Origin of the sequence: Colwellia sp. E2M01 (genome assembly GCF_018860585.1) — a bacterium.
Lineage (GTDB): Bacteria > Pseudomonadota > Gammaproteobacteria > Enterobacterales > Alteromonadaceae > Colwellia.
In genome coordinates this window covers 1-14,065 of record NZ_JAHKPR010000020.1, presented here as the reverse complement: position 1 = coordinate 14,065, position 14,065 = coordinate 1, and the positions used below count along the sequence as shown (strand labels likewise).

Below are 14,065 nucleotides of genomic sequence, written 5' to 3'. Positions count from 1 at the left end.
ATTAAACTACTGAATAATCGGTTTTTTTATCTACCTACCTCGTTTGATAGTTGTTTTACTTTCAAAAAACTTCATGTCAGCAGTAGCTCTATTGCAAGTAAATTTAACGATGGGAGTAGAAAAATATTTATTAAATCGATCTCAAGTTACTTTAAAATCCAATGCTTTAATTTTTCTAATAATAAATCAGGGTTAATTGGTTTGGTTAAATAATCATTCATGCCTACTGCCATACATTTTTCTCGATCCCCTTTCATTGCATTAGCGGTCATCGCTATGATTGGAATACTGTTATCAAATTCATTATATTTATTTTCACGAATTTTCCGAGTTGCTTCATACCCATCCATTTCAGGCATTTGGCAATCCATTAAAATAACGCTGAACGGTTGTTGGTGATTTTTTAATAATGCTAACGCCTCTACTCCATTCACGGCAACCTCTGCTGTTAAGCCGAAACGTTTTAATATTCCTTGCGCGACAAGTTGATTTACACGATTGTCTTCAACCAATAACAATCGAATATCTGTCGGCCATTGCGGTATAATAACCGTAGACAAGTTATCATCATCCTTTGTGGTAACGACTAACGATTTTGTGCTTTTATCTATGTTGATTGTACAAGTAAAGCAACTACCTTTACCTTCAATACTAGTAACGGTTATATCGCCATCCATTAACTTAGCAAGCTGATTAGAAATAGCCAACCCCAAACCTGATCCACCATACTTTCGCGTATTGGAGATATCTACCTGACTAAAAGCATCAAATAAGTTAGCTATTTTATGACTTGCAATACCAATGCCCGTATCCGTTACACTACATTGAAACTGCCATTTTTTTTTGTTTAATGATACAAGCTTACCTACTACTTTAACCTCCCCTTCATGAGTAAATTTAAGGGCGTTACTAATAATATTAGTGAGTATTTGTCGTATTCTACTAGAGTCGCCAATCACCATAGACTCTGCCATGTCACTACAGTCCACAGTAAGTGTTAGTGGCTTTCCTTTTATCTGAAAGTGCATAAACTGTATTAGCTCTTCAATCATGGTTTTTAAATCAAAATCTAAAGCTTCTATTTCCAACTTACCTGCTTCAATTTTAGAAAAATCCAAAATATCATTAATTAGATGCAGTAATGATTTTGAGCTACTTAAGGCAATCTGTACTCGCTTTTCTTGCTTGTGGCTTAACTTGTCATCTAACATCAAACTTAGCATACCAATAACCCCATTCATTGGGGTACGAATTTCATGGCTCATTGTGGCAAGAAATTGCGACTTTGCAATCACTGCTGACTCAGCCACAGCTTTAGCGTCGAGTAATTTTTTATGCTGATATTTCTGCATAGATATATCAGTTCTAATAGCCATGTAACCTGTCACTTTACCCGCTATCGATTTCATCGGAATAATAGTGGTATCCACCCAATAAAACTGACCACTTTTAGCCTTATTTAAGACTTCACTTGACCAAACTTTTCCTTGAGACACCCTTTTATACATATTTTTCCAGAAGGCTTTTGAATGATGTCCAGAGTTGATCATTCGGTGGTTGCTACCAATTAGCTCATCTGCACTGTAGCCACTAATCTCCAAAAATTTAGCATTGGCAGAAGTAATAGTACCCTTTAAATCTGTTGTTGCGATAATGACGTGTTGATCAAAAGCAAATTTTTGCGTGAGTAAATCATTCTTATAAATTTCACTTTGCTCAATAGAGTCTTTAAATTCAGCTACGGCATTCCAAATATTTTGTACGTAAGCATCTTTATTACCATAAATCTTTATATTGGTATCACCCGCTGATAGCTTGATCAAGGCGTTATAAACTTGGTTAAGCCTAGCTGAAGTGTTTTTGGCAAAATGAAACGCCGACACCAACATTAAGATCAATAATCCTATGGTTATTTCGGTGATATAAGTCTTTTTATAAAGTGTACCTTCAACCAATTGATATTGTTCTGTTAACTTATTTGAATGGTATTTAGATAGTGCTAACAATAAAGTGTTCACCATTTTCAGTTTTTCATTAACTAAAACCAGTTCAGCAGGTGCTTGCTTTACGTCGACAGATGACATTTCAATTGCAGAGACTACTTGCTTTAAGTAATCAGAAAAAGCTATTTTCACTTGCTTAAAGATATTGTCGCCATCAATAATTAACAGGTCGTTATCATTGAGGTCTTTATGTACGCGTTGCTCTATTTGATATAAGTGATTTAGTTGCACTTTTCCCGCAGCGTAAATAGCTTCCTGATCAAGCTGTTCTGCTGCAAGTAACAAGGTAATAATTTCATTATTACTGGCAGTTATTAATTGCGTTAATTCACTAATTTCACTTATTTGAATTAAGTTGGTTTCACTAATTTCTTGAAATAGTTTGGTATTTTCACGAATCACTTGATTACTGGTGAGATAAAGTATCAAGGTCAGTAACACCCCAATAATCGGTGCAATTAAAAAGCGGGTTTGTATTGAGAGTGAGCCAAACATATTATGTGTACCTATAATAATTAAAGTGTTGGCCAGTCGGTAAGCGTGTTCATGCTTTTATATATAACTTCATTATTACTTGTACCTACATCGGTAACCGATGTCAGGCTTTTAACCACTTTAGATAAGCAGCAGACAAAATAAATCCATTTTAAAAAGCACATATATTTCTCAATTTGACGGCTGTAGTGCCGAACATTTCCATTAAATTTATATCTCTTCTCATGAAGTAATATAATAATGAGAAGATCCATATCCAGTAACTTAAATATAGACTAAAATTTTCATATATCTACCCACTTTAAGTCGCTTTATCTACCAAATATAAAATGGATTGATAATCGATACCTGCATGGTGCGATAAGCCTATTTCACACGTTCTGCTATTACTATAGCCAACCGAACAATTACTTGGTACTTGTGCTTTTAAGGTAGCTAAAGCATTGGCATTTAGCTCTGGCGTGGTAAAACCTTTATCGCCAGCAAAACCGCAACATTGAATATGTTCAGGTATAATAACCTTGTTACTACACTGCATTGCTAGCTTTTGCATTTTATCCGTTAAGCCCATTCGCCTGCTGCTGCAAGTTACATGCAACATAATGGTTTCATCTAACGGTTTAAATGTTAAATGCTCTGCCAATATGTCAGTTACAAAACCGACGGGCTCATAAATAGCTAACTTCGCGGTTAGCTCTTTATTTTCAAGTAACATCGCTTTACATGGGCTGGTATCCATTAAAATAGGATAACGACCATTTTCACTTAAAGTAGTGAGCATGGTTAACATTGAACTTTGCTTTTGTACTGCTTGGTCAAACATGCCTTTACTGTTAAATGGCATACCACAACACTCGCCGCTAAAGTCTGGGCTGATCACCTCAAAACCTGCTTTCGCTAATACTGCAAAAGTTACCTCAGTTAACGAGCGCTGTTCGCTGGCATTAAGCGCTTGCCCCATATTTCGGCTAGAACAGCTTGGTATATAAACTACTTTTGGCTTAGTTGATTGCTTAGTTGAAATAGTTGAAATAGTTGATTGCTGATATTTGGCTTTACTTGGTAAGTATTGAGTCCATAACGGAATGTTGTTTGCTGATAGTTTACGGATATTAGCCGTTAAACCAGCCATTGCTTTATTACCTAATAAGCGCTGACTAAACCCCGCAATAGCTAATGTAGCGCGTGTTGCCTTTTCGATACCAGCAAAGTTATCGGCTAATTTTTTTGATAAACTTTGGTGCTTAGTGTTTTTAACATGGCGCAACTCTCGAACCAAATCGCCAGTATTTATACCAACAGGACAACGATCTGCACACAAACCGGTAGTTGCACAGGTATCAACACCTAAATACGCAAAACTGTTCTCAAGTTCATTTAATAAAGCAGGATTGTCTGCAGTTGCAGTTAAGCGCTTAATTTCTCGAAACGTAGTAATTCGTTGCCTTGGTGTAAGACTCAAACCTTTTGATGGACAAACAGGCTCACAAAAACCACATTCAATACATTTATCTACGATGTTATTCGCGGCAGGTAAGTTTTTTAAATTACTAATATGTGCGAGTGGATCATCATTAATAATAACGCCGGGGTTAAGCAGAAAGTTTGGATCAAACAAGGCTTTTATTTGTTGCATCAAGGCGAATCCTTGTTTACCCCATTCTAGCTCGATAAAAGGCGCCATGTTACGGCCAGTGCCGTGCTCTGCTTTTAAAGAGCCTTTATAATCTACCGCAACTAATTGGCATACATCATCCATAAAAGATTGATAACGCTTTACCTCTGCAGCTGTTGAAAAATCTTGGGTAAATACAAAATGCAAATTACCATCGAGCGCATGGCCAAAAATAATGGCTTCGTGATAATGATGTTTTGTGAATAATGCTTGTAACTTAGCCACCGCATCAGCAAGTTGTGCAACCGGAAAGGCAACATCTTCAATAATAACCGTTGTGCCTGTTTCTCGCACTGCGCCAACCGCAGGAAAAGTGCCTTTACGTATCGCCCATAGTTGTGAGTACTCACTTGCAATATCGGTAAATGGAATAACATTGGTTTGTTCAAAAGTACTTAGTAGTATTTCTAATTCCGCTATTTGCTTATTCAATAAATCCTGATTCGCTGCCCGTGTTTCTATTAATAATGCACCAACATTCATACCGAGTGTTTTAATAAAGTTAGGTAAACCTGGCATATCGCTAACAGATGCCAACGAGCGCCTATCCATAAGCTCAACCGCCGAAACATTGGCATCAGCCAAAGCACTTACCGCTGAGCAAGTAATTGGCATATCGGGAAAGAATACAATAGAAGAAGCACGATATTTATGCTCCACAACCGTGTTATAAGTAATAGATGAGATAAAGCCCAAGGTGCCTTCAGAGCCAATCATAAGATGTGCGAGAATATCGATTGGGTCTTCAAAATCAACCAAAGCATTAATCGCATAACCTGTAGTATTTTTTAATCGATATTTATGGTTAATTAACGCCGTTAATACTTCGTCGCTACGAGTTTGTTCCGCTAACATGTTGAGCTGTGCTAACAAATGATGGTGACTTTGTGTAAAAGCCATAATACTTGTTTCATCAGCTGTATCGAGCACACTGCCGTCATGTAAAACAAGCCTTATACTATCCAGTGTTTGATAACTGTTTTGGGCAACACCGCAGCACATACCGCTGGCATTGTTGGCGGCAATACCAGCAATTTTACAGGTATTAATAGAAGCGGGATCAGGACCTATTTTTCGACCATAAGGTAATAAATAGCTATTAGCATCAGCACCTATAACACCTGGACCGAGCTTAATTTTATTACCTAAATCTAATATTTGATGATCGCGCCAAGCATCGGTAAGCATAATTAAAATAGAATCGGACTGTGCTTGTCCTGAAAGACTAGTACCTGCAGCGCGAAAGGTTACGGCTAACTTGGCCTTTGCCGCCCTCTGCATAACTTCAATAACTTCAGTTTCATTGGCTAAAATGAGTACTAACTGCGGTATTAAACGATAAAAGCTGGCGTCAACTCCGTACGCTAAACGACGAGCATAATCAGTAATCACTCGATTTTGGGGAATAAATTGACTAATTTGTTCAGCAAAATTTTGGTAGGGCGTAGGCAGTTTTAAGTTGGAGGACTTCTGCTCTGCTATCATGGCGACCATAATATTTCTCTAATGAATTAACTCATGGGATTGAACTACTCTATAAAGCTACTTTCTTCTATCGATAACGCGTAATGCTTATATTCCATGTCAGATTTTAAAATATGATTCGCTAACCAGTTATAAAGAAAAATAGCTATTTTGTGATGTATATCAACATCATAATTTTCCAATTTAGTTTCAAGTAAATTAAATTTTTCTCTTAATTCAGCATGTTTTTTTATATGATCTTCAGTATCAGGATAGTTAATTTGTCTTAATAAGTTTTCTTCCGCATCAAAGTGCAAATCAATATATAACGATAGGTTTTGATAAAGTGCTATAGCCCCCTGTTTATTCTCTTCATGTAAAAATTCATTTACCATGGTAAAAAGAACTTTATGTTGTTCATCAAGAGCTTGATTACCTACAGAGTACTCTGGAATCCATTCAATATGAGTTTTATCAGCGGCTTTCTTATGAAAAATAATATTCGATGGGTTGCTTATTGCTTTATTAACACTTTGTAAAATTTTGCTTTTTCTCGAGGGTTTAATTAAGTAATTATTTAAACCTAATGGGATCCACTGCTTAATCACTAATTTATCTTTTTCGTGCACATACGCAATAATCGGCACCTTGTTTCCCGCGGAACGTATGAGTTTAGTAATTTCAATACCGTTTACTGTAGGTAAATCATAGGCAAGTAATATTGCATCAGGTTTAAAGTTGTTAATTTTTTCAATAGCATCTTGGCCATCATTTACCAATTCATATAACAAAGTGTCTTCAAATATCTCTTTAATGACACGAGTAAATAGATTAGAGGGTTCAGCAATTAATACTTTTTTCTTAATATCTTGTTCGGTTGCTTTATTTGTTGCTAACTGTTTGTGTTGTGAATGCAACAACCCTTGCTTTATTGATTGACTATTCGCTTTCAATTGAATTAATTGATCAACAATATTTTGAATGCCGCTAGATACACTTTCATTCATTTCGTCTAACGAAACCCCAATTAAATTCTGTAGCACCTCTTTAGCTTCTTTATTTATATCAACTACTTGATTGGTCGCAGACAAAATATCAACTTCACACTTAGTTACTTCTTGAATAAAAGATTTTTTCAAGACTACACCGTGCTCTATACAGGAAGCTAATTCGTCTTCTCCTTCTAAAACTAACTGCTCTAGACTATGATTTTGATGGTTTTCTATTAACTTTAATTCTTGTAATAATACAAGTTTCAATCGCTGCGGTTCGTTTAATGGGTTACTAATGACGTAATTATCAAATAAGCCATTTTCACAAGCTAAATAAGCACGAGAAGTTTCACGGTTATTAATTAGTAAAATGGCTCTATGTGGTGATATGTTTTGCTCATAATCTTCTAAATAATCAATATAGTATTTTATTGTTCTTTTGACATTATTAGAGGCTAACAATAAAACTTTTGGACTCATTGCTGCGATTTTATGTATGGTTTCAGGATTGTATTTGTAGGCTTTAAACTTAAGTGATAGACCTACAATTTGTTGAATTGCAGGTTCGACTGTTTCTTTATCTTGATAAATCATGATTACATCAGGATGTGTTTTAAAAGTCATCTTATTCATAATTGCACAATTTTCATGGAGCATGTTTCAAGTTATTTGAAGCCATAAAAAGTCGGCTTATTAACACTACTATAGTGTTAATAAGCATAGTCTTTATTTACTATAGTGCAATGTACTCACAAAGTTTAAGTCGGATCGCGAGCACTATTTTCGTTGTTAGTTAATAACCCTAGATTCAATGCTATTAACAATAATACTTTGAAGTTTACTGAGTGATAAAAGCAATTACATGCGGTTCAAGTTTTATTGAAAATATCAACAGAGCCTAAGCAAAAGGCTGCTAACGTAATTTACGTTAGCAGCCTTTTTAATGTTTAGTATTATCTGAATAATAAATCTTTTAATAATACATTTGTTAATTGTAGCCTGCATCAAGAGTGAGTGATAAATGACTAGGCTTGCAATATTTTCTGTTACTTAACGTAACATTGTAAACCAACCCATAAGCATTGGGAGTAAAGGCATGAAAATTAATACCGTAAGGATCGTAACTAAGCTTAATACAGAGGTAGTATCTTTAAAATCTTCATCATGGTTTGCCATGGTTTAGTTTTCCTATTAAAAAATAATTGCTTAAAAATATGCGGCGCATTTTAGCCGATAACGATGATGATAGACAGTAAAAATTGATCTATATCAATAAATTCAATGCTTCATATAAAAGCACATTCAGATTATTTTTCATTCATAAAAAGCAAGAGCCTAACAATTTCATCAATTGTTAGGCTCTTGGATTATCTGTTAGAAGACTATTATTTACTGCTTATGCATTTGTTAATAGTATTCATCTTCTTTATTGTGTGCTTGTGGATCTTCAATAATTTCGTTGATATTTACTTCAAAATTATTGTTATTATTGGCATCAACCATATAAATAGTATGCGTTGAACCATCAACCCAAGTAACAGTACCACTCCCTTTTTTACTGCCACACTTCATGCCGATATGAATATCTATAAATTCCATAAGCCCTCCTCTATCCGTAATATTAGCGACTATATACAATTATTGTATCGCGCTTTTTCGAAATATTATGCGTTTTCACGCAAGACAATTAATACGGCTGTTTTTTAACCGTACCGTATTTAAGTATAGGCTCGGGTCTTTAATTTACTAGTGGATTTTTGAATAGTGCTCAAATTCAGAGGGTAAATTAAGCTAAGTAATTATTATTTATATAAAAGAAAAATTAATTAATTTTGATACTTTAGAAGATAAGATAAACAAGTAGCTGAAGCTATTAAGGCAAAAATTCAGTACCCAAAGTGCAACTTGCTCTAGCTCCTGTAACCGCAGGCATATTACTATTTAAGCTATGATCAAATGCATACGCAAGCCAAGCAAATGCCATGGCTTCAAGTTGGTCACCATCAATACCTACTGCTTGCATAGTGTTCACCGCAAACTTGGTTATTGAGCTAGTAAACTTTTGTTTAAGTAAATTAACTAAAGCAATATTGTGTGCCCCGCCGCCACACAAATAAATCTTACCCTGTGTCGCTAAGGCATGAATATCGTCATGAATAGTTTGCACTGTGAAAGCGAGTAAGGTCGCTTGAACATCAACAGGTTTAATAGTTTGTGTAACTTCCTGACTAAGTGAAGAATCATATGAAACAAGTTGTTGTTCAAGCCAGCTGAGATGGAAGTATTCTCTGCCGGTGCTTTTAGGTGCTTTTTCTTGAATGTATTGATCATGCATTAACCAAGTCAATAACCCTTCATCTACCTTACCTTTTGCAGCCCAAGCACCACTTTTATCAAACTTAACATCGCTTTCTGGATGATGCTTACTAAACCAGTCATCAAGCAGCGCATTACCCGGTCCCGTATCAAAACCCAGTACCTTATTTTTTTGCGCTATTTCTTCTGCGACTTCTGGCAAAAAAGTAATATTGGCAATACCGCCAATATTTACTATAAAAACAGAAACAGCATTACTCTTAAACAACTGTTGATGAAAAATAGGTACTAATGGCGCGCCTTGGCCACCTAAGGCCATATCTTTACGACGAAATTGACCAATAACGCGAATACTACTTAACGTTGCTAACGTTTGGCTACAACCAATTTGTAAGGTAAATGCATTTTTGCCATTTAATTCTTCACCACAAGGACGATGGCGAATAGTTTGGCCATGATTTCCTATAGCAATAATATCTGCTGCAGTAAGATTCTCTTGTTGTAGAAATGCACTAATAGCTTGAGAAAATAACTGCGCAAGTTCAATATCCAGATGAAAAGCGCGATCAATTTCATTATCACCTGATTGATAAAGTGAAGTGATTTTTAGCGCTAAAGCTTCACTGTAAGCCTGGTAATAGCTAGCAACTAATTGTGCCTTATTATCTGGATTTGCAAAATCAACCAGTGCCAAATCAATACCATCAGCACTAGTTCCTGACATTAAACCTATATAGTAACGAGCTACTGCCTTTGCGGGGTTACTACTCACGCTACTATTCACTTGCAACTGCAGTTGCTGTATCGCTATGTTGGCTCGTAATTAACGCATTTTTGGCGCTAGCTAATACCGATAAGCGTTCATCAGCTAGCGCTGAAAATTTAGTTTTATACTTTTTGTCGATTGGTCGAGCATCAGGTAATTTAACGGTTCTAGGATTACGGTGTACACCATTAAGTAAAAACTCATAATGTAAATGTGGTCCTGATGCTAAACCTGTGGCACCTACATAACCAATAGTTTGCCCTTGTTTTACCCGCTGTCCTTTTTTCACCGCACGTTTAGAAAAATGTAAGTACTTAGTTACTATGCCATTACCGTGCTGAATAAATACATAATTACCATTATATTTATTATAAGTAGAGTCAGTAACTTTACCATTACCTGCAGCCACTACTGGCGTACCTGTTTTGGCAGCGTAATCTATGCCGCGATGCGCTTTCCATTTTTTTTGTACCGGATGAAAACGTCTAGGTTTGAAGCTAGAACTAATATATTTAAAGTTTACTGGCGCCCGTAAAAAAGCCTTACGCATACTTCGTCCATCAGCACTATAATATTCACCATCTGTAAAACGGATAGCTTGAAAAACTTCACCTTGGTTAGTAATTTCTGCCGCTAATATATTGCCTGGCCCAATATATTCACCATCAATATATTTTTTTTCATAGGTAAGCGAGAAGCTATCACCCGATCGAATATCCATACCAAAATCCATATCCCAACCAAATATATTAGCAAAGTTAATAATTTGCGTATCGTTTAATCCCGCCTTTAAACCTGCGTACCAAAAACTAGAAGAGATAGTGCCGTAACTAATATCTTCTCGTATTTCTACTTCTTTGCTTTCCCGGTGAGATTGATAACTGTCACCCACTAAGTGAATAAACAAAGTGTCGGTTTTAGAAAGTGGATATTCAAGTGCAGCAAGTTGTTTTTCTGCATTTTTGGCAATACGTAATTCATCACCAACATTAATTCTGCGTAATAATTTACTGTCTTCGCCCTTAGCTGTGCTCACCGCATAAGTGGTTTGTGCTGTAAATCCTAAACGCTTTAAGATTAATGCCAATGAGTCACCACTACGAACTTTAATGGTTTGCCAATCTAAATTACTTAACTCTTCAATAGGATCTTGTGGTTTTATCTTTTTATGCAGCGCGCCTGTTGGTAAAGCACTTGCTTGTGAGGGGTCTGTTACGTCGACTAAAGAGGGTAATTCTTCAGTGGTTACTACGTCTTTTTTCGGTTTACTAATAATAGCACGTTGTGGCAAAGCACTTTGTGGAGCATTACTACCTGCAGGTACTATATCTTCAGGTAAAGCTAACTGAATACGTTCTTTTACCTGTACGTCGTTTGTATTTTGTTTGTCATCATTCGACGGAAGAATTAACAAAAGTAATAAAAAACAACTAATACCAATAATAATTAAGCGGTGCTTTTTAGGAAGATTATTAAAGGTAATAAGCAGCTTTTGCAATAATAAGGAGATCTGAGATTTCATATAGAGAAAAAGATAAATAGTTAACGATACTGACAATTTCATCACTATATCAAAACTTGTTATAAACTACAGAAAAAATACTGTTACAACCCGTTGCAACAATAATTAAAATCAAACAGTGCATGACTTAAGTCATTACCAAGCTTTCATATAGCGTTATTTTATCGCTTAACCTGCGGCTCGGCTTGCGCCTAAGATAGCTAAACCAAAAAGCGTCCAATCGTTAATAATATGCGCTCCTGTGGAAACCCAAATATTTTTTGTTTTGATATACGCTAAAGTCAATATTAGTCGAGAACTACCTATAACTACAAAGGCTTGAATAACATTCCAGCCGTAGGTTGGTAAATGAATAGCGCCAAAAGCAATAGCACACACAAGCCAAGCAAAGAAAACCGCTAAGCAGCGTGAGCAATTAAATTTAGATGAAAACAGTTGTAACACCCCGAGAAAGATCAGAATTGAAAAAACCTCTTCACCAAAAAGCTGCGGGATTGTTCTAATAAAAAATACAACACGCTCAGAAGATGACAAATCGCCAAGGTTCACAATCAATTCATTAGCATTGGCGCCAAAATATTTAACTACTAACACACCAGCACTCAAGGTAACGATAATATTTAAAAAAGCATAAAAAAACATAGAGACTATGTCTCTACCGCCAACTTTTCTAAAAATAGCTCGCCAACCAGTTGGGGCAACTTTTATCAAACTGGCTAGGGGTACAGCAAAAAACAGTATACTAACAACAAATTTTCCGACTAACGTTTCAACATAAGGTAAAGGCGTCACCAGAAAGAAAAAACCAACAAACACGGCCATTATAACAAACAACCATTGCATACCGCTTATATGACAAGGTTGATCGTTATAATACGGAAAGTCATCATTAGGCTTTTCAATAAGAGTCATTAGTTTATTTTTCATAAATACTCATTTAATTAGATTTTTAAGTGGTTTAATTGAGGTCTTTTCTCAAAGTGATATTTAAGTCCGGGCGATAACTAGATAATACCAAGTTGATTAAGTTATTTTCCACTCAGCGAAATTTAATTAAATTGGTATAATATGCTCAAACATTACTCTGTTCAGTTAATTATCTGATATTTTGCCTGAAATAGTTACTAAAAAAGGTGATTTATCACATAACAGTTAGTTAGCAAATCTCATTATCTTGGCGACTAACACCCATATAGCACTAAGGAAACTAGGCAATAAACTTTATTTACCTCAAAGATCACGGTTTCTTTCACAAAAACACATTTTAAGGTTTTAACCTAGCTACAAAGTACAGTAGAATTCGAGCATTAAATAATCTTTACCTAGTCAAGATAACCGCGTATTTATCAAGTTTAGCGCTTATATTATTAGCCTAGTCACGCCGGAGTTATTACTTCTTTTATAAAAAAGTAAAAGACTAAGTACAATAAGCCAGTCAGCGGAGTCATACATGACCGATGTAAACCAAGCATTTGCCGAGCTAAAACGCGGCGCAGAAGAAATTTTAGTTGAAGAAGAGTTATTAGCAAAACTTAAAACGGGTAAACCACTTAAAATTAAAGCGGGCTTTGATCCAACAGCACCAGATTTACATTTAGGCCACACGGTTTTAATTAATAAATTACGTCAATTTCAGCAACTAGGTCACGAAGTTATCTTTTTAATCGGTGACTTTACCGGCATGATTGGTGATCCAACCGGTAAAAATGTTACCCGTAAGCCATTAACGAAAGAAGATGTTTTAGCTAATGCTGAAACATACAAAGAGCAAGTTTTTAAAATATTAGACCCTGCTAAAACAACGGTTGCGTTTAACTCAACTTGGATGGAAAAACTTGGCGCTGCTGGTATGTTGCAATTGGCTTCGCGTCAAACAGTTGCTCGTATGATGGAACGTGACGACTTTAAAAAACGTTACGCTAATGGTCAAGCCATTGCTATTCACGAATTTATGTACCCGTTAGTGCAAGGTTGGGATTCTGTAGCCCTTGAAGCGGATGTTGAGCTTGGAGGTACCGATCAAAAATTCAATTTATTGATGGGTCGTGAATTACAAAAATCTGAAGGACAACGTCCACAAACAGTATTAATGATGCCGTTACTTGAAGGCTTAGACGGCGTACAAAAAATGTCTAAATCTTTAGGTAACTATATTGGTATTACTGATAGCCCTACCGATATGTTCGGTAAAATTATGTCTATTTCTGATGTATTAATGTGGCGTTACTATGAATTACTTAGCTTTAAACCATTAGCAGAAATTGAAGGTTATAAAACCGATATTGAAAACGGTAAAAACCCACGTGATGTGAAAATTGATCTAGCCAAAGAAATTATTGCTCGTTTTCATGATGAAGCAGCAGCACAAGCCGCACATGAAGAGTTTATTAATCGTTTCCAAAAAGGCGCAATGCCTGATGAAATGCCTGAGCTAACTATCACTGCTGAAAATGGCGAAATAGCGATTGCTAACTTACTTAAAGAAGCAGGCTTAGTGGCTAGTACCTCTGATGCATTTAGAATGATCAAGCAAGGCGCGGCTAAAATTGAAGGTGAAAAAATCACAGATCGCAGTTTAGTGATCACTGCTGGCTCTACCGCTATTTACCAAGTAGGTAAGCGTAAATTTGCTCGTATTACTGTTAACTAATATAAAAACTTTATTTTATACTGATACTTCAAGTTAAGATTAAAAAAGGCTGATGAAATTATGTAAATTTCATCAGCCTTTTTAGTTTTTGAATTCTGGTTTTAAACTTATACCAATTTGATTAAATTTCTTCCCAACTCAGAACTATGCCCGATGTGCAATAACAAGGCGAATTTGTTTAG

General features: G+C 35.8%; 9 protein-coding genes. 1 reads left to right on the top strand and 8 read right to left on the bottom strand.

The genetic code is table 11. The features are described from left to right. Positions 1–146: 146 nt before the first annotated feature. The 8 genes from KO502_RS03810 to KO502_RS03780 form a co-directional block, all read right to left on the bottom strand. Positions 147–2,498, bottom strand: coding sequence for a response regulator (locus KO502_RS03810; RefSeq protein WP_216021235.1), 2,352 nt, complete (start codon positions 2,496–2,498; stop codon positions 147–149). Between the two features lie 301 nt (positions 2,499–2,799). Continuing rightward, positions 2,800–5,667, bottom strand: coding sequence for an FAD-binding and (Fe-S)-binding domain-containing protein (locus tag KO502_RS03805; protein WP_354668299.1), 2,868 nt, complete (start codon positions 5,665–5,667; stop codon positions 2,800–2,802). Between the two features lie 35 nt (positions 5,668–5,702). After that, on the bottom strand, positions 5,703–7,253 hold the full coding sequence (locus KO502_RS03800) for a bacteriohemerythrin (protein WP_216021234.1): 1,551 nt from the start codon (positions 7,251–7,253) through the stop codon (positions 5,703–5,705). A gap of 426 nt (positions 7,254–7,679) precedes the next feature. Next, positions 7,680–7,805, bottom strand: a complete 126-nt coding sequence (locus tag KO502_RS17205) for a hypothetical protein (RefSeq protein WP_289846770.1) — start codon at positions 7,803–7,805, stop codon at positions 7,680–7,682. Positions 7,806–8,036: 231 nt separating this feature from the next. Continuing rightward, on the bottom strand, positions 8,037–8,228 hold the full coding sequence (locus KO502_RS03795) for a hypothetical protein (protein WP_216021233.1): 192 nt from the start codon (positions 8,226–8,228) through the stop codon (positions 8,037–8,039). Positions 8,229–8,502: 274 nt separating this feature from the next. Beyond that, positions 8,503–9,717: an anhydro-N-acetylmuramic acid kinase gene (locus KO502_RS03790; protein WP_354668298.1), complete on the bottom strand. Its 1,215-nt coding sequence runs from the start codon at positions 9,715–9,717 to the stop codon at positions 8,503–8,505. A gap of 4 nt (positions 9,718–9,721) precedes the next feature. Continuing rightward, positions 9,722–11,275 carry a peptidoglycan DD-metalloendopeptidase family protein gene (locus tag KO502_RS03785; RefSeq protein ID WP_252730490.1) on the bottom strand — a complete coding sequence of 518 codons (1,554 nt, stop codon included), beginning with the start codon at positions 11,273–11,275 and terminating at the stop codon, positions 9,722–9,724. 126 nt (positions 11,276–11,401) lie between these two features. Beyond that, a complete protein-coding gene (locus KO502_RS03780; protein WP_216021232.1) occupies positions 11,402–12,160 on the bottom strand; it encodes a type II CAAX endopeptidase family protein in 759 nt (252 codons plus the stop codon). A 523-nt stretch (positions 12,161–12,683) separates the two neighbouring features. On the opposite strand from KO502_RS03780, the gene tyrS reads away from it, so the two are divergent. Further along, positions 12,684–13,883 (top strand): tyrosine--tRNA ligase, encoded by a 1,200-nt coding sequence (tyrS, locus tag KO502_RS03775; protein ID WP_216021231.1) that lies wholly within the window; start codon positions 12,684–12,686, stop codon positions 13,881–13,883. The last annotated feature ends 182 nt before the right edge of the window (positions 13,884–14,065 follow it).